This is a genomic window from Suilimivivens aceti, from assembly GCF_025567405.1.
Taxonomy (GTDB): domain Bacteria; phylum Bacillota; class Clostridia; order Lachnospirales; family Lachnospiraceae; genus Suilimivivens; species Suilimivivens aceti.
The window spans coordinates 80,902-104,947 of sequence record NZ_JAOQKJ010000006.1; the positions used below are offsets into that span (position 1 = coordinate 80,902).

The 24,046-nt window shown below is 47.0% G+C and carries 20 protein-coding genes; all 20 read left to right on the top strand.

The genetic code is table 11. The features are described 5' to 3' along the window. The first annotated feature begins 196 nt into the window (after positions 1 to 196). The 20 genes from OCV77_RS08365 to htpG all read left to right on the top strand — a co-directional run bounded on the left by OCV77_RS08365 (position 197) and on the right by htpG (position 24,001). Positions 197 to 1,477 carry a DUF6688 domain-containing protein gene (locus OCV77_RS08365; RefSeq protein ID WP_262574586.1) on the top strand — a complete coding sequence of 427 codons (1,281 nt, stop codon included), beginning with the start codon at positions 197 to 199 and terminating at the stop codon, positions 1,475 to 1,477. After that, positions 1,474 to 2,286, top strand: coding sequence for a hypothetical protein (locus OCV77_RS08370; RefSeq protein WP_262574587.1), 813 nt, complete (start codon positions 1,474 to 1,476; stop codon positions 2,284 to 2,286). Before OCV77_RS08365 ends, OCV77_RS08370 begins: the two co-directional genes overlap by 4 nt. A 127-nt stretch (positions 2,287 to 2,413) precedes the next feature. Further along, on the top strand, positions 2,414 to 3,277 hold the full coding sequence (locus OCV77_RS08375) for a DUF368 domain-containing protein (RefSeq protein WP_262574588.1): 864 nt from the start codon (positions 2,414 to 2,416) through the stop codon (positions 3,275 to 3,277). A gap of 95 nt (positions 3,278 to 3,372) precedes the next feature. Further along, on the top strand, positions 3,373 to 4,347 hold the full coding sequence (gene holA / locus OCV77_RS08380) for a DNA polymerase III subunit delta (RefSeq protein WP_262574589.1): 975 nt from the start codon (positions 3,373 to 3,375) through the stop codon (positions 4,345 to 4,347). Positions 4,348 to 4,367: 20 nt separating this feature from the next. Then, positions 4,368 to 4,823 carry a GatB/YqeY domain-containing protein gene (locus tag OCV77_RS08385; protein ID WP_262574590.1) on the top strand — a complete coding sequence of 152 codons (456 nt, stop codon included), beginning with the start codon at positions 4,368 to 4,370 and terminating at the stop codon, positions 4,821 to 4,823. Next, complete coding sequence (locus OCV77_RS08390; RefSeq protein ID WP_331488822.1) at positions 4,813 to 5,853, top strand: NUDIX domain-containing protein; 1,041 nt, start codon at positions 4,813 to 4,815, stop codon at positions 5,851 to 5,853. Before OCV77_RS08385 ends, OCV77_RS08390 begins: the two co-directional genes overlap by 11 nt. Positions 5,854 to 5,989: 136 nt before the next feature. Beyond that, complete coding sequence (locus OCV77_RS08395; RefSeq protein ID WP_262574592.1) at positions 5,990 to 6,817, top strand: glycosyltransferase family 2 protein; 828 nt, start codon at positions 5,990 to 5,992, stop codon at positions 6,815 to 6,817. Further along, positions 6,814 to 7,542, top strand: a complete 729-nt coding sequence (locus OCV77_RS08400) for an HAD family hydrolase (RefSeq protein WP_262574594.1) — start codon at positions 6,814 to 6,816, stop codon at positions 7,540 to 7,542. Before OCV77_RS08395 ends, OCV77_RS08400 begins: the two co-directional genes overlap by 4 nt. A gap of 532 nt (positions 7,543 to 8,074) precedes the next feature. Further along, positions 8,075 to 10,735, top strand: coding sequence for a valine--tRNA ligase (locus OCV77_RS08405; protein WP_262574753.1), 2,661 nt, complete (start codon positions 8,075 to 8,077; stop codon positions 10,733 to 10,735). Positions 10,736 to 10,767: 32 nt separating this feature from the next. Beyond that, a complete protein-coding gene (locus OCV77_RS08410; protein WP_262574596.1) occupies positions 10,768 to 12,078 on the top strand; it encodes a bifunctional folylpolyglutamate synthase/dihydrofolate synthase in 1,311 nt (436 codons plus the stop codon). Beyond that, positions 12,065 to 12,223: a hypothetical protein gene (locus OCV77_RS08415; protein ID WP_262574597.1), complete on the top strand. Its 159-nt coding sequence runs from the start codon at positions 12,065 to 12,067 to the stop codon at positions 12,221 to 12,223. The genes OCV77_RS08410 and OCV77_RS08415 overlap by 14 nt, the downstream gene beginning before the upstream one ends. A gap of 4 nt (positions 12,224 to 12,227) precedes the next feature. Then, entirely contained in the window at positions 12,228 to 13,649 is a 1,422-nt protein-coding gene (locus OCV77_RS08420) for a tetratricopeptide repeat protein (RefSeq protein ID WP_118798131.1), read from the top strand. Positions 13,650 to 13,804: 155 nt separating this feature from the next. Continuing rightward, positions 13,805 to 14,113: an STAS domain-containing protein gene (locus OCV77_RS08425; RefSeq protein ID WP_118798132.1), complete on the top strand. Its 309-nt coding sequence runs from the start codon at positions 13,805 to 13,807 to the stop codon at positions 14,111 to 14,113. An 86-nt stretch (positions 14,114 to 14,199) separates the two neighbouring features. Further along, positions 14,200 to 14,658: an anti-sigma F factor gene (gene spoIIAB, locus OCV77_RS08430; RefSeq protein WP_262574755.1), complete on the top strand. Its 459-nt coding sequence runs from the start codon at positions 14,200 to 14,202 to the stop codon at positions 14,656 to 14,658. A gap of 6 nt (positions 14,659 to 14,664) precedes the next feature. Continuing rightward, complete coding sequence (gene sigF, locus OCV77_RS08435) at positions 14,665 to 15,381, top strand: RNA polymerase sporulation sigma factor SigF (protein WP_118798133.1); 717 nt, start codon at positions 14,665 to 14,667, stop codon at positions 15,379 to 15,381. Between the two features lie 59 nt (positions 15,382 to 15,440). Beyond that, positions 15,441 to 16,601 (top strand): exonuclease SbcCD subunit D, encoded by a 1,161-nt coding sequence (locus OCV77_RS08440; protein WP_262574598.1) that lies wholly within the window; start codon positions 15,441 to 15,443, stop codon positions 16,599 to 16,601. Next, positions 16,598 to 19,222 carry an AAA family ATPase gene (locus OCV77_RS08445; protein WP_262574599.1) on the top strand — a complete coding sequence of 875 codons (2,625 nt, stop codon included), beginning with the start codon at positions 16,598 to 16,600 and terminating at the stop codon, positions 19,220 to 19,222. The genes OCV77_RS08440 and OCV77_RS08445 overlap by 4 nt, the downstream gene beginning before the upstream one ends. A 72-nt stretch (positions 19,223 to 19,294) precedes the next feature. Then, complete coding sequence (locus tag OCV77_RS08450) at positions 19,295 to 20,698, top strand: NAD(P)/FAD-dependent oxidoreductase (protein WP_262574601.1); 1,404 nt, start codon at positions 19,295 to 19,297, stop codon at positions 20,696 to 20,698. Next, entirely contained in the window at positions 20,695 to 21,759 is a 1,065-nt protein-coding gene (locus tag OCV77_RS08455; RefSeq protein ID WP_262574604.1) for a peptidylprolyl isomerase, read from the top strand. The genes OCV77_RS08450 and OCV77_RS08455 overlap by 4 nt, the downstream gene beginning before the upstream one ends. Before the next feature lie 184 nt (positions 21,760 to 21,943). After that, the gene (gene htpG / locus OCV77_RS08460) at positions 21,944 to 24,001 is read left to right on the top strand and encodes a molecular chaperone HtpG (protein WP_262574607.1); all 2,058 of its coding nucleotides are present in this window, start codon (positions 21,944 to 21,946) and stop codon (positions 23,999 to 24,001) included. Positions 24,002 to 24,046: the final 45 nt, after the last annotated feature.

The window sequence follows — 24,046 nt, forward strand, 5'->3', positions numbered from 1 at the left end:
AGACTATTTCAAAGTCTAAAAATTTGGCTGATAGTCATGAAAAAATGCTGAATAAAGCATCAAAGAAAAAGACAGAGCAATATGGTTTGAGTGGAAATTGACCTCCAATTGGTGTACGCAATTTATTGCTGAACATAGGATAACATGTTATAGTACAGTTACATTGAAACTGACAGGCACCGGGAGGAGACTGTATATGAAAAAGAACAGGAAATTTGTTTACATCGGACAGATCGCAGGATCGATGATATTGGGATCGCTTGGAGCTGTTGTGCTGAGTGTGGCGGCAGGAGATGGAATGCCGGAATTAAGTTATCTCTTTATGGGATGTCTGTTTTATGGACCTTTTCTATGCTATCCATTTTTCCTGACAGCCTATGAAGTCTATCTGCTGGTAAGCAGGATGTGCAGGCGTACCAGGCAGGAAGCTGAAGAAATGTCAGGAGAAGCAGCAGTAACCAGACAGCCGGATCCGCTTTTCTATGATTTCTATGTTATGCTGCTGGCCTTTTTTTATGAGCTGCTTTATCTTTTTTGGGGAAAAAGCATCTCATTCCGTGCAGACTGGCAGGAGCAGCTGATCAATGCAGAGATGCACACACCGATCTATACGGGATCAGCACTGACGATACTCGTGATCGCCTGCGTGGCGCTGACCGGGTTTCTGATCTTAAAGGTCAGTGACGCTTCAAAGACACCACCGCTTGTTACTGTGCTTGCCATGGCAGCAGTTTATCTTGGAGGTGCTCTGCTTGTGATATTTACCTGGCATGTATATGCGGACTGGATGGATCTGTATCTGGTACTGGTTCCCCTGAATTATTTCCTGATCACAGCACGGCTGATCCTTGTGAAAATGGATGAGTACAGGGAGGATCCAGAGAGAAGCAGTAAGATTGACAGCGTTCCTTTCCTTGGGGCTGTCAACCATCTTTTAAAAGAAGCAAAGCGCTGGCCGGCAGCGGCGCTTCTGCTGATGTGGCCCCTTCTTGGCATTCTGATTTTGATTTTGCTGCTGTTTGGCCAGGCACCGGATGCCGTGATCAAGGCCTTTACAGAAACCAGCGATTTCAGGCTTTCCACACAGATCGCTCCGCCGAATGTTATGGTGGATGAGCATTATCTCTGCACGGTGGCAGCAGGTGGAGATAAAAGGATCGTGCATCCCATCAGACGGGGAATCCGCCATGGCCATGAGGTGATAGTGAACAGGCAGCTCTGTATTGCCAATGCTTTTGAACAGATTCTGGAGGAGAAGACACCAGAGCTTCACCGGAGAGTACGGCATTTTTATGATACCTACGGATTTCCGATAGCCAGGATGATCCGGAAAAGGTGGATCGCAGATCTTGTGTATCTGCTGATGAAGCCGCTTGAATGGTTCTTTGTTATCGTATTGTATCTGACAGAAGTCCATCCGGAGGATCGGATCGCACTGCAGTATACAGGAAAGGGCTTACAGGACTTTGCAGGATGAAAAAGAACGGATGGATTGTTATTATTGTTACACTGATCGCTTTACTGCTGCCGTCAGCCGGCATACAGATCGCATTACATGGGAAAACAGTGCCGCTTGATAAAGGACAGCAGAAAACGGTCATGGATGATACACAGAGCGGCGCAGCAGGAAACGGGGTGCAGACTGATGTATCAAAGAACGGGGCGCAGACTGATGCATCAGAGAGCGGGGCGCAGACTGATACGTTACCGGAGGAGCCGACACCGGCTCCTGTGACAGAAGAGCAGAAAGCCTATTATCTGTCTTTGGAAGCTGCCTGCAGTGACACGCTTTCTGATGGTACACAGATGCGTCTGCTTGCGACAGACAGAGCCTGCGGGAGCAGCTATTATACACTGATCGGGGTAAAGGACGGTGAATGTACCTTTGTCAATACCGATCCCTTTAACGGTTCTGGTGGAGAAGCACTTTTTATTACCTTTCCTGATCAGGAAACAGAAGGGAGAGGGCAGACCGGCTATGCCGGACTTGCCTACAGCGGCGGGAGCCTTGGAAGCTTTTATATCACAGAGGACGGAGGCAGACATTTTCAGTCACTGGAGATCAGCGAGCCGCAGATTCCCCTTTCTGATGATACCACCTACTGTCCCTTCATTATGCCGGAGGAGGTTTATGAAGAGAACGGAGCAATTTATCTTGTGATGGGACAGGGACCGGATGGAGATTACCATGATGAGACCGGTTATCCCAGCGGCCTGTACCGGGCAGAAGACGGTCGCACCTTCCGGTACGTGAAAAGTATATACAGGGAACGCGCAGAGGACTGAAGGTGACTTTGGTCCTTCGCTTTTCCTGATAAGAAAATGTACAGATTCATAAATCTGCAGGAAAATACATATAGTATCCTGTATAATGACTGCAGGGTAAGGAACCCGGAAAAGGGGACGTACATGTATGAATCAGAAAAAGAAAAATCATGGAACTAAGGGTCAGACCTCCTTTCTGCTGCTGCATTTTCTGCAGGGAGCATTGATCGGCCTTGGAGCTGTGCTGCCAGGGATCTCAGGAGGTGTCTTAAGTGTGGTATTTGGGGTTTACCAGCCTGTTATGGAACTGCTCTCCCATCCGAGATCAGCCATGAAAAGGTATTGCCGGATGCTGATTCCACTGATCCTTGGCGGAGGCTTTGGATTTGTGGTGGTAGCCAGGATACTTGGCTTTCTGCTCACCAGATATCCGGATCCTTCTGTCTGTCTGTTTGTAGGGCTGATCGGCGGTATGCTGCCATCACTCTTTCGGGAGGCAGGGAAAAAGGGAAGAAAAAAGAGTGATCTGCTGATGACAGTGGTCTGCTTTGGAATGATCCTGATACTGCTGACCTTATTGCAGATCATTCAGGTTACCATAGCACCGTCATTTGGCTGGTATCTGTTCTGCGGCTTCTGTATTGCATTAAGCGTGATCGCACCAGGTATGAGCTTTTCCACACTGCTGATGCCGCTGGGACTGTATACGCCGCTTGTGGATGGGATCGGGAGACTGGACATGGCGGTTCTGATCCCGGCAGGGATCGGGGCACTTCTTACTGTGCTTTTGCTGGCAAGGGCAGTGACGGTGCTGATGGAGCATCATTATGCCATGGTATTTCATGGAATCGTCGGAATCGTCATGGCAGCTACACTTGTGATCATTCCCTTCAGGAGCTTTACGGTGAGCACTTTTTCCTGCGTGAACAATCTGCTCTGCCTGGCAGTCGGTATTGTGGCAGCCCTGCTGTTGGATCAGTTTAATCAGAAGATCGAAGTGCCGGAGGACTAAATACGATCAGGGAGGCGAAAAAAGAATTGATTCCCGGTGAGGATGTGATAAACTGAGAAGGTAGAATTTTGTAAGGACTTTCGAAGGCAGGGCACATGCAGAGGATCAATGATGATATCAAGACAGGACAACTGAAAAAGATTTACCTTCTCTGCGGTGAGGAGGCCTATCTCCGGAAGCAGTACAGGGACAGACTGAAGGAAGCCATCATCGGTGATGATACCATGAACTATTATTACCATGAGGGAAAGGAACTTTCCACAGGGGAGATCATTGATCTTTCCGAGACGCTTCCCTTTTTTGCAGAGCGGAGGCTGATCCTCCTTGAAAACAGCGGTCTTTTTAAAAGCGGTGGTGAAGAACTGGCGGATTATCTGAAGGGTGATACCGGAAGCACCTATTTCGTTTTCGTGGAGGCAGAAGCGGATAAGAGAAGCAGACTTTACAAGACGGTAAAGGATACCGGCTATGTGGCAGAATTCAAGGTACAGGAGGAAGCAGTCTTAAAGAGATGGATCGTATCCAGAGTCAGGAAGGAAGGCAAGGAAATTTCCGGACAGGCAGTTGATCACCTGATACGGATGACAGGTACTGATATGGAGACGATCAGCAGGGAGCTTGAGAAGCTGTTCTGCTACTGTCTTGACAGACCGGAGATCACCGGCAGTGATATGGATGCCATCTGTGTGAAGCAGCTGACAAGTCACATTTTTGATATGGTAGGAGCTATCGCAGAGAAGAAGCAGAAAAGGGCGCTTTCTCTTTATTATGAGCTGGTGGCACTGAAGGAGCCGCCCATGCGGATCCTGTTTCTGGTAGCAAGACAGTTTAACCTTCTTCTGCAGGTGAAGGAGCTGAAGAAAAAGGGGTATGCCAATAAGGCGGTCGGGGAAAAGGTAGGTCTGCCTGCCTTTATAGCCGGGAAATATATGGTGCAGGCAGACGGCTTTTCAGAGGAAGAGCTGAGAGCAGCCTTAAGAGCCTGTGTGGAAGCGGAAGAAGCAGTCAAGACAGGAAGAATGAATGATAGCATGAGCCTTGAGCTTTTGATTATCAGATACAGCAGTTAAGAGGAAAGGAAGTAACGGTCATGAGTATGGCAGACAAGGTACGCAGCGAAATGGTTGCGGCAATGAAAAACAAGGAAAAGGACAGAAAGGATGCACTTTCCATGCTGCTTTCTGCATTGAAGAACAAAGCTATCGACAAGAGAGAGGATCTGACAGAGGCTGAGGAATTCGAGGTAGTCAAGAAGGAGATCAAGCAGACGAAGGAAACCATGGAGCTTGCACCGGCAGACAGGGAAGATATTAAGGAAGCCTGTGAGAAGAGACTGGCAGTTTATCAGGAATTTGCACCGGAAGAAATGAGTGAAGAGGCTGTCCTTGCGGAGGTAAAGGCGGTTCTTGCAGCACTTGCCATTGATGCACCTTCCATGAAGGACAAGGGTAAGGTCATGAAGGAGCTGATGCCAAAAGTCAAGGGAAGAGCAGACGGCGGCATGGTTAATAAGATCGTGGGAGAAGTACTGAACGGTGAAAAGTAAGCTGACTACTCTCTGCTACATTGAAAAAGAGAACTGTTATCTGATGCTCCACCGCGTGAAAAAGGAGCAGGATATCAATAAGAATAAATGGATTGGTGTAGGAGGTCACTTTGAAGAAGGAGAGAGTCCGGAGGACTGTCTCCTTCGTGAGGTTTTTGAGGAAACGGGACTGATCCTGACCTCATACCGGTTCCGTGGGATCGTGACCTTCTGCAGTGAGAATTATCCGACAGAATATATGTGTCTTTATACGGCAGATGGCTATACGGGAACCCTGACAGAGTGTACAGAAGGGGAGCTTGCCTTTGTTGCCAGAGAAGAGATCACGAAGCTGAAGCTCTGGGACGGGGACAGACTGTTCCTTGAGCTGTTAAAGGAAGAGAGACCTTTCTTTTCCTTAAAGCTCTGCTACCATGAGGATGGAACCTGGTACCGGGCGGTGCTGGACGGGCGGGAGCTTGAGCTTTTTGATATCTGTGATGAAAAGGGAGAGCCTACCGGGGAAGTGATGGAGCGGGGCATGGTACATCACTATGGAAAGATGCACAGGACAGCCCATATATGGATCGTGAACCGGATGCCGGATGGCTCTTATCAGGTGCTTCTGCAGAAAAGGAGTAAGAAGAAGGATTCGTATCCGGGATACTATGATATTTCATCAGCAGGCCATATCCATGCAGGGGACAGCTATCTGCCATCGGCACGGAGGGAGCTTGCCGAAGAACTGGGTATCGAAGCAGGAGAAGAGGAGCTGCAGCTGATCGGATACCACAGGGCAGACTTAAGGACATCCTTTTATGGAAAGCCTTTTCTGGATCAGGAGATCAGTGCTGTTTATTTTTATGAAAAGCCGGTTCGGATCGCTGATCTTATCCTTCAGGAAAGTGAAGTGGAAGGTGCAGCCTTTTTTGAACTGGAGGAGGCACTTTCAAGAGTCAGAAACGGCACCCTGCCAAACTGCATCTACGAGGATGAGCTGCAGATGGTGAGGGATGCTCTTATTTCGATGGGAAAATACCAAGAAGACTGACCGAGAGCTTTTCTTCCTGTAATATGTTCATAGTGATCCTCCTGTTTTTACCAGTATAGAGCAAGGAGAAGAAACTGGCAGGAATTTGCCTTTTTTCGGGAAGAGGTGTAAAATCCTATATTTAAGGAGTGATATTATGAAAGAGCCATTGGTAAGTATCATTGTACCAGTATATAACGGAGAAAGGTCGATTGAAAGATGCCTCCGCAGCATACAGAACCAGACCTATCGGAACATTGAGGTTATTGTAGTCAACGACGGCAGCACAGACCATACGGATCGTATCATCCGTAAATATGCAGAGCAGGATTCCAGATTTTGTTATATTAAAAAGGAAAACAGCGGTGTTTCTGATAGCAGGAACATTGCCATGAAGCGGGCCAGAGGAGAGTATTTCCAGTTTGTGGACGGAGATGACTGGTTAGTCAAGCATGCAACAGAGGAGTTTGTAAGGACTGCGCTTCTGTATGACTGCGAAATGGTGATCTCGGATTACAACAGGGTAAGGGGCAGGACGATCATGGTGAGGGGGCATGTAGAGGCAGGACCGGTTCTGACAAGAACCAGATTTGCCGAAAACATGATGTCTGCGCCGGCTAACTTTTACTATGGTGTTCTCTGGAATAAGTTTTACAAGGCAGACATTATCAGGAGATTTGCTCTTCAGTGTGATACCCAGCTTGACTGGTGTGAGGACTTCCGGTTTAATCTGGAGTATCTGCAGTATGTAGGTAAGGTTGGTGTGATCAATAAGCCGCTCTATTACTATGTAAAGACCAAGGGAAGTCTTGTGGATACGCAGGCAGGAAGTCTGCAGCTGACCATGAAGACCAAGAGAAAGCTGTTTGATTATTATAAGGATCTGTATCAGATGCTGGATCTGTATGAAGGGAACAAATTCCGGATCCAGATGTTTTATTTCTCTTTTGCCCACGATAAAATAAAAGGAATTAAGATCGCATGACAAATTATATTTTTGATCTTTATGGAACCCTGATTGACATTCATACAAGCGAAAGCAAGGCCTCTCTGTGGAAGGAAGTGGCTTTGCTTTTTTCGATGAATGGTGTGCCCTATACGGAAACAGAGCTGCGTAAAAGCTACCTTCGTCTGTGTAAGGTGGAGGAAGGACGTCAGTGGGACCGGCAGAAAAAAATGAGAAATGGGAGCCTTTTGAAAAGAGAAATTGAGTTCCCGCTTGACAGGGTATTTACCGGCCTTTTTACAGAGAAGGGCATAGAGCCATCGGAGGAAAAGCTTAAACTTATGGCAACTGCTTTCCGGGCACTGTCGACTTACTATATCCGGCTTTATGATGGTGCGGAAGATCTTTTGAAAAGATTGAAAAGATCAGGAAAAAAGATCTATCTGCTTTCCAACGCGCAGCGGATCTTCACAGAGCCGGAGATGAAGATGCTGGGGATTTATGAGCTGTTTGACGGTATTTTATATTCTTCGGATGCAGGTGTAAAGAAGCCATCCCATTATTTGTTTGAGGATCTTTTCGAGAAATATGGACTTAAGAAGGAGGATTCTGTCATGATCGGGAATGAATACGAAGCAGATATCCTAGGAGCGGATGCGTTTGGGATTACAAGTATGTACGTCCATACCAGCCAGTCTGGCAAAAGACCGGAGAAGCTGCCGGATGGCTGTATGGAGATCGCGGTCATCGGAGAAGTATTTTAGAAACAGAACCTTCAAGGGACAGAAATGGACTTGACAAGCAGGCGCCTGCCTACTAAGATAGATTTAATGAGTTATGAAAAGGTAGTGACAAAGAGGAGTACCTGTTTATTCAGGCATCAGAGAGGATATTCCATCGGCTGAAAGAATATCTGGCAGTGGATACAGGGAAGGTAGCTTTGGAACCGGAGAGCTGAACAGCGTTCTGGCAGCTGCAGAGGTTTTTGCAGGTTGAAGGAATCCAGGTAGGTTCTCACGGCTGATCCCCGTTAACGGATAGTGCTTTCGGCAGATGCCGGCGGCAGTGAGTGACAAGCAAAGGTGGTACCGCGTAGAAATGACGCCCTTTACAGAAGTGATTCTGTAAAGGGTTTTTTATGTCATTGGAATATTACGGAGTAATTTCCTATGACATAAAAAACCCTCCGGGCAGGATCGCACTGCGGCGGAGGGGTAGATGTCGCTTAAAGCGACCCGCCGCAGGCGGAGAATCCTGCAAGCAGGATTCTTTTTTAAGACAGAAAAGGAGAAGATGATGAGCAGAGAACTTGCAAAGACCTACGATCCCAAGGGGATTGAGGACAGAATCTATGACAAATGGCTTGCGAAGAAATACTTCCATGCAGAGGTGGATCATTCCAAAACACCGTTTACGATCGTAATTCCCCCTCCGAATATCACAGGACAGCTCCATATGGGACATGCCCTTGACAATACCATGCAGGATATCCTGATCCGTTATAAGAGGATGCAGGGCTATAATGCACTCTGGCAGCCAGGAACAGACCATGCCAGCATCGCTACAGAGGTTAAGATCATTGAAAAGCTGAAGGAAGAAGGCATCAGCAAGGAAGATCTTGGCAGAGAAGGGTTCCTTAAGAGAGCCTGGGAGTGGAAGGCTGAGTACGGCGGAAGGATCATTGAACAGCTGAAAAAGCTTGGCTCCTCCTGTGACTGGGACAGAGAGCGTTTTACCATGGACGAGGGCTGCAATAAGGCAGTTACCGAAGTATTCTGCAAGATGCACGAAAAAGGCTGGATCTACAAGGGCAGCAGGATCATCAACTGGTGTCCGGTATGTAATACCTCCATTTCTGATGCCGAGGTAGAATATGAAGAGCAGGCAGGCCATTTCTGGCATATCAAGTACCCGCTGATCGAGGATGACGGAACTGTAAGTACCACAAGATTCCTTGAGTTTGCGACTACAAGACCGGAGACTATGCTTGGTGATACTGCAGTAGCAGTCCATCCCGATGATGACAGATATAAGGATATCGTTGGAAAGAAGCTGATGCTCCCTATTATCAACAGAGAGATCCCGATCATTGCAGATGCTTATGTTGACAGAGAGTTTGGTACCGGTGTAGTTAAGATCACACCTGCCCATGACCCGAATGACTTTGAGGTTGGAAAGCGTCACAATCTGCCTGAGATCAATATCCTGAATGATGATGCCACCATCAATGAAAACGGCGGCAAGTTCTGCGGTATGGACCGTTATGCAGCAAGAGAGGCCATTGTAAAGGAACTGGATGAGATGGGACTCCTTGTAAGGATTGAAGATTATACCCATAATGTAGGTACCCATGACAGATGTAAGACAACCATCGAGCCCATGATCAAGAAGCAGTGGTTTGTCAGGATGGATGAACTGATCAAGCCCGCAGTAAAAGCTGTAAAGGACGGGGACATCCAGCTGATCCCGAAGAGAATGGAAAAGACCTACTTCAACTGGACAGACAATATCAGAGACTGGTGTATTTCCAGACAGCTCTGGTGGGGTCACAGGATCCCGGCATATTACTGTGATGACTGCGGAGAAACCGTAGTAGCAAAGCAGATGCCTGAGAAGTGCCCTAAGTGCGGCGGCACTCACTTTACACAGGATCCGGATACCCTGGACACCTGGTTCTCATCAGCACTCTGGCCGTTCTCCACACTTGGCTGGCCGGAGCAGACAGAGGATCTGAAATATTTTTATCCGACAGATGTACTGGTAACCGGCTATGATATTATCTTCTTCTGGGTTATCCGGATGATCTTCTCCGGCTATGAGCAGATGGGAGAAAGACCGTTTAAGACAGTTCTGTTCCATGGACTTGTCAGAGATTCTAAGGGACGTAAGATGAGTAAGAGCCTTGGCAATGGGATCGATCCTCTGGAGATTATCGATCAGTATGGTGCAGATGCCCTGCGTCTTACCCTGATCACCGGTAATGCACCGGGTAACGACATGCGTTTCTACTATGAAAGAGTAGAGGCGAGCAGAAACTTTGCAAACAAGATCTGGAACGCATCCCGTTTCATCATGATGAACATGCCGGAGGAAGGACTTCAGGTTACAGATCCTGTCCTGCAGCCGGTAGATAAGTGGATTCTTTCCAAGCTGAATGCCCTGATCAAGGATGCTACCGAGAATATGGATCATTTTGAACTGGGAATCGCGGTACAGAAGGTATATGACTTTATCTGGGATGAGTTCTGTGACTGGTATATCGAGATGGTAAAACCCCGTCTTTACAATACAGATGATCAGGAAAGCAAGAATGCAGCACTCTGGACCTTAAAGACAGTCCTGTTAAATGCGCTGAAGCTGCTCCATCCTTATATGCCGTTTATCACAGAGGAAATTTTCTGTACCCTGCAGTCAGAAGAGGAATCGATCATGATCTCAAGCTGGCCGGTATATCAGGATGACTGGAGCTTTGCAAAGGAAGAACAGGATATCGAGACGATCAAGGATGCAGTCAGAGGTGTGCGTAATATCCGTACCGAAATGAATGTAGCACCAAGCCGCAAGGCCATGATCTATGTAGTCAGCGAAAAGGAAGAGGTCCGTAGAGCCTTTACAGAGGGAAAGCTGTTCTTCACATCTCTTGCCGGAGCTTCTGAGGTTGTGATCCAGGAGGATAAGAACGGTATCGCAGAGGATGCGGTTTCTGTTGTGATCCATGGTGCGACTCTTTACATTCCTTTCGCGGAGCTTGTGGATATCGCACAGGAGATCGAGAGACTGAAGAAGGAAGAGAAACGTCTGACCGGCGAGCTTGCCAGAGTCAATGGTATGCTGAGCAATGAGAAGTTTATGGGCAAGGCACCACAGGCCAAGATTGATGAAGAAAAGGCAAAGCTTGAGAAATATACCCAGATGATGGAGCAGGTAAAGGAAAGACTTGCACAGCTAAGCAAATAAAATAAAGCAAACGGAAGAAGGGAGCCAGTTACGTGACGGCGTTTGAGCAGGCAGAACAATATATCAACGAGATACCGAGATTTGCCGGGAAAAATACAGTAGAGGATACGTCCCGCATGCTTACGATCGCAGGCTGTGACAGGCTCCCTTTTCCTGTGATCCATGTAGCCGGTACCAATGGGAAGGGCAGTGTATGTGCCTGCCTTGCGTCTATTCTGAAGGAGAGCGGAAGGAGAGTCGGGATCTTTACGTCTCCCCATCTTGTGGATATCAGGGAGCGGATCCGTATCGATGATGAGATGATATCAGAGAACCGGTTCGCTGAGGTATTCCGGGAGGTTCAGATACTGGCAGAAGAAGGGAAGAAGGAGGGATTGTCACATCCTTCCTTCTTTGAATATCTGTTTCTGATGGCAATGATCTATTTCAGGGATGAAAAGCCGGATGCTGTGATACTGGAAACCGGTCTGGGAGGCAGACTGGATGCAACAAACAGTATAAAGCATCCGGCACTCTGTGTGATCACGGAGATTGGATTTGACCATATGCAGTACCTTGGTAATACGCTGGAGGAAATTGCGGGAGAAAAGGCCGGTATTATCAAAAAGGGAGTACCTGTTATATTCCCGGACAGACGGCCTGAGACGACAAGGGTGCTGGTGAATCGTGCAAAAGAAATAGGAAGCCGGGCGGTTCTGCTCGAAAAAAGCAATATTTTGGATATAAATACAGGGAATAAAAACATTGATTTTTCACTGCATACTGGTTATTATAATTATATTGGGCTGTCACTTCATATGGTTGCACTTTACCAGGTGGAAAATGCCTCTCTTGCAGTTCTTGCAGCAGAAGAACTGAACAGGGAAGGATATCTGATCGGGGAAGAAGCCATAAGGAAGGGACTTCTGGGTGCATACTGGCCGGGGCGGATGGAAGAGGTACAGCCCGGCATTTTTTTGGATGGTGCCCACAATGAAGATGGGATAGAGGCGCTGCTTGCAACAGTAAAAGTAATACCCTGCAGGGGAGAGAGAAAGCTTCTGTTTGGGGTAGTTGCGGACAAGCAGTATGAAAAGATGATCAGGAGAATAGCAGAGAGTGGTCTCTTTACAGAGATTGCGGTCACGACACTTTCCTCTGACCGAAGTGCGTCTCTTACAGAGCTTTCGAAGCTATGGAGGCAGTATGAATTACCCTGCCGCTTTTATGAAGATGCAGGAGAGGCCTTTGGATGGCTGCTTGCAGGCAGAAAAGAGGCTGACGTGATTTATGTTGCCGGTTCGTTATATTTGATAGGGCAGATAAAGAGCCTTAAGAGGAGAACACCGGATGATAGATTTTGAAGAAGAATTAAAGAAGTTTCACCCAAGTCTTGAGGTTGAGGATGCTGCAGAAGCGATCTACGGACAGGATCTGACGGATGTGGCAGATATATTGATACAGATGGTAGAAAAGGCAAAAGAAAAGACGGAAGCAGAAGAGGAGTAACGGCATGATCTGTTATAATTGCGGCTGTCGTTTATCAGAGCAGGACTTCTGTACCGGATGCGGCGCTGATGTATCACTTTATAAGAAGGTGATATACCTTTCCAACCGTCTTTATAATGACGGACTGGATAAGGCGTCGGTAAGAGATCTGTCAGGAGCGATCGCCAGTCTGAAAGAAAGTATTAAACTGAACAAGAACAATATTGATGCGAGAAATCTTCTGGGACTTGTTTATTTTGAAATGGGAGAAGCGGTATCCGCCCTTGGTGAGTGGGTCATCAGCCAGAATCTCCGCCCGAAGAAAAATATCGCCAATGATTATATTGATATGATTCAGAATAATCAGGCGAGACTCGATGGCATCAACCAGACGATCAAGAAGTATAATCAGGCACTTGCGTACTGCTGGCAGGACAGTCAGGATCTGGCTGTGATCCAGCTTAAGAAGGTGCTTTCCAATAATCCGAAGTATGTCAGGGCACACCAGCTTCTGGCGCTGCTTTACATGAACACAGAGGAATGGGAGAAGGCCAGAAGAGAGCTGGAGAAATGTGAGCAGATCGATACAGGCAATACCACAACACAGCGTTATCTGAAGGAAGTCACGCATATGCTGGTTCCTGAGGAAAGCCAGAAGGGCAGTACGAGGAAAAAGGCTTCTTCTGATGAGATCATCCGTTATCAGAGCGGAAATGAAACGATCATCCAGCCTGTCAATGCAGCGGAGAAGAAAGGGGTATCCTCCCTTCTGAATCTGGGGATAGGACTTGTGATCGGCATCGGGATCGCCTGCTTTCTGATCCTTCCGGCAAGGATCCAGAAAGCCAAGGCAGATATTAACAATGATCTGAGGGCAGTCAGTGAACAGTCGGATGCCAAGACAGCGACCATAGATGAGCAGGAGCAGAAGATCAGGAGCCTGACAGATGAAAATACACAGCTGACAAGCCAGCTGGCAGCACTGGAGGGAACGGATGGTGCCCTGCAGGCAACAGACGGGCTGATGATGGCTGTGAACGCCTATCTGACAGATCCGGAGGACATTGAAACAATCGCAGGTTACATGGAGGCCATGGAGCCGGATGAAAATGGGGAGGAAGAGGTAAAGCACTCGAACTCCTATGAAACACTCCGCAAGCAGTTCCTGACACTGGTTTCTGAAAAGCTTGCAGCTTACTATTACGGACTTGGTAATGACAGCTACAGAAATGGAGATTACGGAGCAGCGATCCCGAATCTGAAGCGAGCCTTTACTTATGACAATACGAATGCAGATGCCCTGTTCTATCTGGGTAACTGCTACCGGGAGAACGGAGACGATGATAAGGCCAAGGAGATTTATGCACAGGTAATGGATGACTTTGCGGGAACAGACAGGGCATCCAAGGCAGAAACCTATCTGGCAGAGATCAATAATCAGAATTAAATGAAATAACCTGCAGCAGCTCTAGGCAGAAGGATCAGGATTGCAGGAGCAATATCGTTTACAAAAGAGAACATGATAAGCATGTTCTCTTTTTTTACGTCTTTACAGCTGTAAAAGTGGAAAAGACCAGGGAAAGACAGAATAAGGAGGGAAAAATGGAAGAGGAATTCAAGGTAATTGACAATTATCTGATGGTCAGGATGCCGGCAGAGGTGGATCATCATGCATCAGAATATATCGGACGGACTGCGGACAGATATATTCTGAAGGAAGGAGTAGGAAATGTAGTGTTCGATTTTGAGAAGACCAGGTTTATGGACAGCTCCGGGATCGGGATCATCATAGGACGATATAAGAAGATCACCTGTTTTGGAGGCAGGGTTTTTGCAGTCAATGCGGATGCAAGGATCAAAAAGACACTGATGCTCTGCGGATTGCATAAGGTGATTGAGATCATGGAATAGAATCAGAAAACAAAGAAAAAGAAAGGCATAAGGGGAAAACGATGGAAACGGGAAGACGTCTGGAAAACAAACATGCAGGATCGGAAATGACGAAAAATGAAATGCAGATACAGTTCACTGCTGTGTCAGAAAATGAGGCATTTGCAAGGATCGCAGTGGCTGCTTTTGTAACACCATTAAATCCGACACTGGAGGAGATCGCAGATATCAAGACAGCGGTATCTGAGGCTGTGACGAATGCAATTATCCATGGTTATGATGGCATGACGGGAAAAGAACAGAATCAGGTATACATACACTGTCTGCTGAACAGGGATGTACTGCAGGTAGAGGTCATAGATGAAGGAAAGGGCATTGAAGATGTGGAAAAGGCCATGGAGCCCATGTATACCACCAAACCTGATATGGACAGATCCGGTATGGGCTTTGCTTTTATGGAGGCTTTTATGGATGAATTGGAAGTGATATCGGAGCCTGGACAGGGAACTACGGTGCTGATGAGCAAAAAGCTGGGGACACTGCCATTTATTGACCGTGAGGAGTGATCTGACATGGAAAATACAGTACTGATCAGGCGGGCACAGGCAGGAGAAAGAGAATCGAGAGAAGTACTGATAGAACAGAATCTCGGACTGGTACACCATATTGTAAAACGGTTTCTGAACAGAGGCTATGAAGCAGAGGATCTGTTTCAGATCGGGGTGATCGGCCTGATCAAGGCGATCGATAAATTTGACACAGGATATGAGGTGAAATTTTCCACCTATGCGGTTCCGTTGATCACCGGAGAGATCAAACGGTTTATCAGGGATGACGGGCTTGTTAAGGTGTCAAGAACATTGAAGGAAAATGGCAGCCGGGTGAAATATGCCAGGGAGAGACTGCTCAAAAGCCTCGGAAGAGAACCAACACTTGAAGAGGTAGCCCTTGAGGCGGCACTGACGACTGAAGAAGTGATCCTGGCAATGGAGGCAGGCGCCAGGGTGGAATCTATTTATCAGTCTGTATATCAGAGTGATGGAAATGAGATCTATCTGGTAGACCAGCTGGCAGATGAAAAAGGAGATGAGCAGGAAAAGCTGCTGGACCGGCTGTTGGTGAAGCAGCTCTTAAAAAGCCTGCCGGAAATGGAACGGACACTGATCACGCTCCGGTACTTCAGGGACAAGACCCAGACGGAGGTAGCGGGACTGCTCGGGATCAGTCAGGTCCAGGTGAGCAGGATGGAAAAAAAGATTTTGCTGGGATTGCGGGAGAGGATGATTTGATTTACAATAGCGGGAAGAGATGCTTCAGATAAAAGAAGAGAAAAGGAACAGGAAACAGGATGAAATTACTGCATACAGGTGATCTGCATATTGGTAAAACAGTAAATGATTTTTCCATGCTGGAGGATCAGAAGGAAATTCTTTCACAGATCCTGTTACTTGCCAAGGAAAATCAGGTAAATGGCGTGATCCTTGCGGGAGACATTTATGACAGGGCAGTACCTTCCGGAGATGCGGTTCTTGTGTTCAATGATTTTCTGACTGCCCTTGCCAGAGAGGGGATCACTGTATATATGATCAGTGGCAATCATGATTCTCCAGAACGGATAAGCTACGGAGAAGAGCTCCTGCGGGAGCAGGGGATCATGATCGCAGGGGTGTATCATAATGAGATCACTGTGATCCATACGAAGGATGCTTATGAAGACGTGGACATTTTGCTGCTGCCTTTTATCAAACCTTCAGCAGAGGCTGCAGGAACAAGTGAGGAGGCCGTGGCGAAGGCACTTGGGAAATACTGGGAGAAGGAAGCTGCAGAAAGATCTAAGCTGCCAGCCGGACAAAGCAGGCAGGATACCAAACGACGGATACTTGTGACACATTTCTTTGTGACGGATGCCGGAAAGGAACCACTGCTTTCAGACAGCGAAACGACGATCCATGTGGGCGGCATTGACAATGTGGATGCCTCTGCATTTGACGGGATGGATTATGTGGCTCTTGGTCATATCCACAGACCGCAGCAGATCGGAAACAGACAGGTATATTATGCGGGTTCCCCGCTTTCTTATTCCTTTTCAGAAGCAGGACAGAAAAAGAAGGTATTACTGGTCGAGCTTAAGGAAAAGGGAAACTGTCAGGTGACAGAGCTGCCGCTTACTCCTCCAAGGGAAATGAGAAAGCTCGAGGGCAGTATGGAGGAGCTTCTGAGGCAGGGAGAAGAGGATCAGAACAGAGAAGATTATGTGCAGGCCATTCTGACAGATCAGAAGGAGCTGGTTGATCCTATGGGAGTCTTAAGAAGCGTGTATCCCAATGTGATGCAGGTAGTCAGGAAAGAAACGGCTGGCAGTCTGCAGTATACGGGAGAAGAACTGAAGCTGAAAAGAAGGGATCCGTTGACGATTCTTGAAGATTTTTACGGATTTGTCAGAGAAGAGGCGATGACGGAAGAAAAGAAAGCGCTTCTGGTACAGATGATAAAGGAGACAGAGGAATGAAGCCGATCACACTGACCATCTGCGGGTGGGGGCCATACCGGGATGAGCAGCCACCTATTGATTTTGAGGCACTTGGGAGCAGAGGACTGTTTTTGATCACAGGTGCAACAGGAGCCGGAAAGACCACTATTTTTGACGCGGTCACATATGCACTGTACGGGGATCTGAGCGGAAAAACGAGAGAAAAGGGCAGTGTCAGAAGTGATTTTGCTGCTCCTTCTACCAAAACCTATGTAGAGCTTGTAATGGAGCATGGGGGAAAGCGGTATCGTATCCGGAGAAATCCGGAATATATGCGGCCAAGAAAACGGCAGTCAAAAAATGGTGAGCTGACGAAAGAGAAGGAAAACGCATATCTGACTATGCCTGATGGAAGCTGCATCGAAGGAAGCAGTGAGGTGACAGCCAGGATCAGGGAGCTCCTTAAGGTAGACATCAATCAGTTCAGACAGCTTTCCATGATCGCACAGGGAGAATTCACAAGACTTCTTACTGCACCATCTTCGGAAAAGTCAAAGATCTTCCGGGAAATTTTTGATACGAAGCTTTATGAGAGGCTGGAGGCAAAGCTGAAGAACAGCTCTGCAGAACTTTACAGGCAGGTAATGGAATACCGCCATCGTATGGAAGAAGAGGTTTCTGTATTTTCACCTGATGAGGAACTGAAAGCGGAAGTAGAGGCACTTGTGGCGGAGGCAGGTATCTACTCGGAACGGCTGCTTCCCTTTCTTAAGGAGAAGATAAGCGTTTTCCTCAGCGAAGAAAAGAGGCTGCATTCAGAGGAAAAGAAAGCGGAAGAAGAGATCGAAGAGCTTGCAGGTATCGTGAAGGAAGCAGAGCAGACAAAGGCGCTTATGGAACAGCTTGCAAAAGAACGGGAAAAGCAGAAGAGCCTTGCAGAAAGGGAGCCTGATTACCGGCAGATGGAAGAACGTCTGCAGAGGGCAGGAGAGGCAGCAGCTGTGCGGGAATATGAGCTGCTTTTGCAGAACCGGGAAGAGCAGAGGAAGACCTGTGAAAAGAAACTGCAGCTTTCTGAAAGGGAGCTGGAAGGCCTCTTACAGAAGCAGGAGGAACAGCGTACCCTTGTGGAACTGGCAGAGCAGATAGCAGAGGCCTTTGACATGAAGGAAAGGTGTGAAGAAGCAGAAAGGCTCCGGCAGGAAAAAGAAACGGCACTCAGGGAAAAGAAGCAGGAATTTGGTGCTTTGCAGGTCAGGTATGAGAAAGCAGAGAAAGAGGCAGAAGCGAGCATCCATGACTATGAAAATGCAGAGAGGAGATACCGGCATGGTATTGCCGGCATACTGGCACAGGATCTGAAGGAAGGAGAGCCCTGCCCGGTCTGCGGAGCCCTGTCACATCCCTGCAGACAGGAAAGAGAACAGGGTGTGCCAACGGAAGAAGAATTAAAAGAAAAGAAGCTGCTTTCAGAGAAGAAAAGGCAGGAGCTTTTGAAGATCCATGGAGAAACGAGAGCCTGCAGGGAGGCCAGGGATCTGCTGGATAGGGAGGCAGAGAAAAGCCGGAGGATGCAGCAGGAGCTGACAGAGAAAATGCAGGAGCTGCCAGCAGAGATCAGGGAATATCCTGATTTTCATGAAAGATCAGATTTCGAAAAGCAGAGGAAGGAAGCAGAGGAGATCTGTCTTCGTATTTCAGAAAAGAAAAAAACAAAAGAGGCACTTAGGCAGGAAAGACAGGTGCTTTTGGAAAAAGAAGGGCTTGCCAGGGGAAACTTCCGGGATGAGCTGCAAAAGGCTGGCTTTATAGGGAAAGAAGAATACCGGGCTGCTTTTCTTCCGGAACAGAAACGGAAGGAAGAGCAGGAAGCAGTAAGGGATTACAGACAGCGGTGCTATGCTAAGGAGCACCTGATCCATCATCTTGAGGAAGAGCTTAAGGTGCGGGAGCAGAGAAACCCGGCAGAGGAGCAGCAGAAGCTTGCAGAGATCCGGAAAAAGAAAGACAGTCTTACAGAAGCAGGCAGCTGTCTCTGGAAAAACAGGAATGAAACGGAAAAGCTGTACCATTCTTTAAAAGAAAAGAAGGAAAAGAGCACGGCTCTTTCTGAAAAGTACGGTATCATCAAGGATCTGGATGATGCCGTAAATGGAAATAATAAGAAACGTCTTGTGCTGGAGCAGTATGTACTTGCTGCTTATTTTGAGGAAATCCTGAAGGCGGCAAATCTGCGCCTTGCCATGATGAGCGGCGGCCGGTATACCCTGTATCGTACCAAAGAGGTGACTGACGGAAGGAGTAAGGACAGTCTGGATATGGAGGTGCTGGACTATTATACCGGAAGGTACAGATCCGTGAAAACACTTTCGGGCGGCGAAACCTTTAAGGTGTCCTTATCCCTTGCACTTGGAATGAGTGATGTAGTACAGGCATACAGCGGTGGAATACAGGTAGATGCACTGTTCATCGATGAGGGGTTTGGCTCCCTGGATCAGGAATCTCTAGAACAGGCATGTCAGACGCTGATGAGTCTTGCAGAGAGCGACCGGATGATCGGGATCATTTCCCATGTACCGCTTCTTTCTGAAAAAATCGAAAATCAGATCCAGGTTAAGAAAACCAGTACTGGAAGTACGTATCAACTTGTGGTATTCTAAAAGAGTATGCGGTAAAACCGCAGAGTGAGTCCGACCCGCATTGCGTGTCAGCGAAGGAGGAAGCTTAGTTAAATGGAAAAAAGAGCAGATGTCATTATTATAGGAGCAGGACCCGGAGGCATATTCTGTGCCTATGAGCTGCTTCGTCAGAAGCCGGATCTGAAGGTGATCGTCATTGAAAAAGGACGTTCCATAGAGAAAAGAGTGTGCCCGAAGAGAACAACTCTGCAGTGTGTAGGCTGCAAGCCCTGTTCTATTACAACCGGATTTGCCGGTGCCGGCGCATTCTCAGATGGAAAGCTTTCCCTTTCCCCGGATGTAGGCGGCAATCTGCCGGAAATTCTCGGCTATGAAAAGACAGCAGAGCTGATCCATGAATCAGATGAGATCTATCTGAAATTTGGAGCAGACAGAAATGTTTATGGTGTAGATAAGCAGGATGTGATCCGCGAGATCAGAAGAAGGGCTATTGGTGCAAATTTAAAGCTTGTCGAGTGCCCGATCAGGCACCTTGGAACAGAGGAAGGCTACAAGATCTATGCAAAGCTTCAGAAGCATCTGATGGATGAGGGAGCAGAGCTGATCTTTAATACTATGGTGGAAGAGATCCTGGTAGAGGATGGAAAGGCAGTTGGCGTCAGAACCGATAAGGAAGATGTTTACTACGGCAGTGAAGTGGTATCCGCAGTAGGAAGGGAAGGTGCTGACTGGTTTAAGGATAAATGCGAAGAGGTTGGGATCGAGACCACGCCTGGCACCGTAGATGTTGGTGTGCGTGTTGAGGTCAGAGATGAGGTCATGCAGTATCTGAATGATAATCTGTATGAAGCCAAGCTGATCTATCATACGCCGACTTTTGATGATAAGGTAAGAACCTTCTGTACCAATCCTTCCGGAGAAGTGGCAACAGAATATTATGAGGGCGGCCTTGCTGTTGTCAATGGGCATGCCTATAAGGCAAAGGATCATAAGACACACAATACCAATTTTGCGATCCTTGTCAGCAAGAATTTTACGAAGCCGTTCAAGACACCGATCGAATATGGCAAGCAGATCGCGCAGCTTTCCAATATGCTCTGTGGCGGCAGGATCCTGGTACAGACCTTTGGTGATTTTAAGAGAGGCAGAAGAACTACAGAAGAAAGACTCTGCAGGAATAACCTGATCCCTACCCTGAAGGATGCAGTACCCGGAGATCTTTCCCTGGTATTCCCTCACAGGATCATGGTGGATATAGAGGAGATGCTGGAAGCACTTGATAAGATCACGCCGGGTATTGCCAGTGATGAGACTCTTCTTTATGGTGTGGAAGTAAAGTTTTATTCCAACAGAGTAATCGTAAACAGTGATTTTGAAACGAGCATTAAGGGACTTCGTGCTATTGGGGACGGTGCCGGTGTGACAAGAGGACTCCAGCAGGCATCAGCTAACGGTATCAGTGTGGCAAGAAGTATCTTAAAGGGAATGAATGCATGAGAAACAGAAACAGGCGCATGGCAGCAGCACTCCTTACAGTGCTGCTCCTGCTTCTTTCAGGCTGTATGGATTCGCTGAAAGGCTCCAAAGTTGTGCTGACGACCGGATTTGAGAAAAATGAGGTGTTCCGGATCGAGGATATGTCCTGTACACTCCCGGAAGCCATGGTTTATCTGATCAATACCAAGAACCGGTATGAAAGTGTATACGGCAGGGAAATATGGAATGTCAGCCTGGATGGTGTGACACTGGAGGAAAATATTAAGGAAACTGTCCTTGCACAGCTCGCACAGCAGAAAACCATGAACCTTCTGGCAAGACAGAACGGAGTGGCTTTGAGTGAAGAGGAGGAGGCCAGGGTCATGCAGGCGGCAGAAACCTATTTCCAGTCCTTGAGCGAGGAGGAAAAGAGCGCGCTGCAGATCACAGTAAAGGATGTAGAGGAGCTGTACCGGGAATATGCACTGGCAAGAAAGGTCTACCAGTATATCATCAAGGATATCAATCCGGAGATCAGTGATGATGAAGCAAGAACCATAACAGTCCAGTATATTTATTTCAGAACCTGTATCCTTGATGGCAGCGGAAAGAAGATCGAATATTCTGCAGAAGAGAAGCGGGAGATCCTAAAAAAAGCGGAGGAGGTTCGTTCACTGCTGAAAAACGAAGAGGCAGATTTTGAGGAGCTGATCCTGAAATACAGTGACAGCGAGGAAGGAACCTGCTCCTTTGGAAAAGGTGAGAAGGATCAGGCCTTTGAGGATGCCGCCTTTAATCTGGAGACGGATGAGATCAGTGATATTGTAGAGACACCGGATGGCTATTATCTGATCAAATGTATCAGTACCTTTAACCGTACCGAGACCGATGCCAATAAGGTCAAGATCGTGGAGAAAAGGCGGGAAGAGGTATTTGGGCAGGAGTATGAGGACTTTGTTGCAGCCCTGACCCGGAATCTTAATGAAGATCTATGGCAGAGTGTGTCCCTTGCTGGGACAGAGAATATTACGACATCCGATTTCTTTGATGTCTTTAATAAATACTTTGACGGAATTTTATAAAAAGTTAATAATTGCCGGAAACCCTGATGTTTCCTGATGTTTCACATGATTTGTTAGCACTCATTAATAATGAGTGCTAATTTTGCCTTGACTTTTCGGATTGACAGAACTACACTATTTCCTAGATGTAATAAACTGAAATGGAATATAAGCATTGATACAGGAAAGAAAAGGAGTGATTACCATGGCAGAAAAGCATGGAAGCTTATCAATTAACAGTGAAAACATATTCCCGATTATAAAGAAGTGGCTGTATTCAGATCACGATATCTTTTACAGAGAACTGATCTCTAACGGCTGTGATGCGATCACGAAGCTGAAGAAGCTGGATATGATGGGAGAGTATGAGCTGCCGGAGAATTATAAGGCAAGGATTGATGTTGTAGTGGATCCGGAAGCAAAGACACTGTCCTTCACCGATAATGGTATCGGTATGACCGCAGATGAGGTAGAGGAATATATCAACCAGATCGCTTTTTCCGGAGCGACAGACTTCATCAGTAAATATAAGGACAAGACAGATAATGACCAGATCATTGGCCATTTCGGACTTGGCTTTTATTCGGCATTTATGGTAGCTGATGAGGTACACATTGATACCCTTTCCTACAAAGAGGGTGCGAAGGCTGTTCACTGGGAATGTGATGGCGGTACAGAATTTACCATGACAGAAGGTGACAAGGCAGAGGTGGGAACGAAGATCACCCTGTTTGTTAATGAAGATGTACTGGAGTTCTGCAATGAATACAAGGCAAGAGAGGTTATTAAGAAATACTGTTCCTTCATGCCTACCGAAATATACCTTTCCAAGGCAAATACCAAGGAGACAGAAACCATCAAGGCAGATGAGAAGCGCCCTGATGATGTGGTTGTAGAGGAGATCAAGCCGGAGAAGGAAGGCGATGAGGAGAAGCTTAAGATCGTAAAGAGACCTGAGCTTCTGAATGATACCAATCCTCTCTGGATGAAGAATCCCAGTGAATGTACGAAGGAAGAGTATCTGGAATTTTACAGAAAGGTATTTAAGGACTATAAGGAGCCTTTATTCTGGATCCACCTGAACATGGATTATCCTTTTAACCTGAAGGGTATCCTGTACTTCCCAAGGATCAATATGGAGTATGAGTCCATCGAAGGAACCATCAAGCTGTACAATAACCAGGTATTTATCGCTGACAATATCAAGGAGGTCATCCCTGAGTTCCTGATGCTGTTAAAGGGTGTGATCGACTGTCCTGACCTGCCGCTGAATGTATCCAGAAGCGCACTGCAGAATGACGGCTTTGTAAAGAAGATCTCCGATTATATTTCCAAGAAGGTTGCCGATAAACTGGCTGGTATGTGCAAGACCGAGAAGGAAGAGTATGACAAGTACTGGGATGATATCAGTCCTTTCATCAAGTTTGGCTGTCTGAAGGATGACAAATTCTGCGAAAAGATGACAGATTACATTCTGTTCAAGAATCTGGACGGCAAATATCTGACGCTTCCTGAATGTCTTGAGGTCAATAAGATCGACCCGGATGAGGCAGAGAATAAGGAAGAGACAGAAGAGAAGAGTACAGATGAGAGCGCAGAAGCTGCCGAAACAGAAGCTGCTGACAAGGATGCAGAGGCAGAAGAGAAGAAGGAAAAAGTCATCTATTATGTAACAGATGAGAAGCAGCAGAGCCAGTATATCAACATGTTCAAGGCTGCCAAAATGGATGCTGTGATCCTGAACCACAATATTGACCAGCCGTTTATTTCCCAGCTTGAGGCCAAGAACGAGGGCATTAAATTCAAGAGGATCGATGCAGACCTTACAGATTCCCTGAAGTCAAAGACCAGCAAGAAGGCAGAAGAAGAGCTTACAAAGGCTGCTGAGACCATTGGCAAGGTGATGAAGAAGGCTCTTAAGAAGGACAAGATCGAGATCAAGGTGGAGAAGCTGAAGAATAAGAAGATCGCTTCCATGATGACACTTTCCGAGGAGAGCCGGAGAATGCAGGACATGATGAAAATGTATGCAATGCCCGGTATGGATATGGGAGATTATGGAAAGGAAGGCGAGACACTGGTGCTGAATGCCAACCATCCGCTGGTACAGTATGTACTTGATCATACGGATGGCAGTAATGTTTCCATGATCTGCGAACAGCTATATGATCTGGCGCTGCTTCAGCAGGCACCCCTTGAGCCGGAAGCCATGAGCAAGTTTATCACAAGAAGCAATGATATCATGCTGCTTCTGACTAAATAAGAAAAGTAACAAGACAGATAACCCCTGCATAGAATAAAGAAAGAC

Coding starts and splice junctions, on each gene's coding strand:
- OCV77_RS08415 (WP_262574597.1), top strand. CDS start 12,065: ATGATAGATTTTGAAGAAGAATTAAAGAAGTTTCACCCAAGTCTTGAG.
- OCV77_RS08440 (WP_262574598.1), top strand. CDS start 15,441: ATGAAATTACTGCATACAGGTGATCTGCATATTGGTAAAACAGTAAAT.
- OCV77_RS08370 (WP_262574587.1), top strand. CDS start 1,474: ATGAAAAAGAACGGATGGATTGTTATTATTGTTACACTGATCGCTTTA.
- OCV77_RS08420 (WP_118798131.1), top strand. CDS start 12,228: ATGATCTGTTATAATTGCGGCTGTCGTTTATCAGAGCAGGACTTCTGT.
- OCV77_RS08425 (WP_118798132.1), top strand. CDS start 13,805: ATGGAAGAGGAATTCAAGGTAATTGACAATTATCTGATGGTCAGGATG.
- htpG (WP_262574607.1), top strand. CDS start 21,944: ATGGCAGAAAAGCATGGAAGCTTATCAATTAACAGTGAAAACATATTC.
- OCV77_RS08395 (WP_262574592.1), top strand. CDS start 5,990: ATGAAAGAGCCATTGGTAAGTATCATTGTACCAGTATATAACGGAGAA.
- OCV77_RS08365 (WP_262574586.1), top strand. CDS start 197: ATGAAAAAGAACAGGAAATTTGTTTACATCGGACAGATCGCAGGATCG.
- OCV77_RS08450 (WP_262574601.1), top strand. CDS start 19,295: ATGGAAAAAAGAGCAGATGTCATTATTATAGGAGCAGGACCCGGAGGC.
- OCV77_RS08405 (WP_262574753.1), top strand. CDS start 8,075: ATGAGCAGAGAACTTGCAAAGACCTACGATCCCAAGGGGATTGAGGAC.
- sigF (WP_118798133.1), top strand. CDS start 14,665: ATGGAAAATACAGTACTGATCAGGCGGGCACAGGCAGGAGAAAGAGAA.
- OCV77_RS08445 (WP_262574599.1), top strand. CDS start 16,598: ATGAAGCCGATCACACTGACCATCTGCGGGTGGGGGCCATACCGGGAT.
- OCV77_RS08385 (WP_262574590.1), top strand. CDS start 4,368: ATGAGTATGGCAGACAAGGTACGCAGCGAAATGGTTGCGGCAATGAAA.
- OCV77_RS08375 (WP_262574588.1), top strand. CDS start 2,414: ATGAATCAGAAAAAGAAAAATCATGGAACTAAGGGTCAGACCTCCTTT.
- spoIIAB (WP_262574755.1), top strand. CDS start 14,200: ATGACGAAAAATGAAATGCAGATACAGTTCACTGCTGTGTCAGAAAAT.
- OCV77_RS08400 (WP_262574594.1), top strand. CDS start 6,814: ATGACAAATTATATTTTTGATCTTTATGGAACCCTGATTGACATTCAT.
- holA (WP_262574589.1), top strand. CDS start 3,373: ATGCAGAGGATCAATGATGATATCAAGACAGGACAACTGAAAAAGATT.
- OCV77_RS08455 (WP_262574604.1), top strand. CDS start 20,695: ATGAGAAACAGAAACAGGCGCATGGCAGCAGCACTCCTTACAGTGCTG.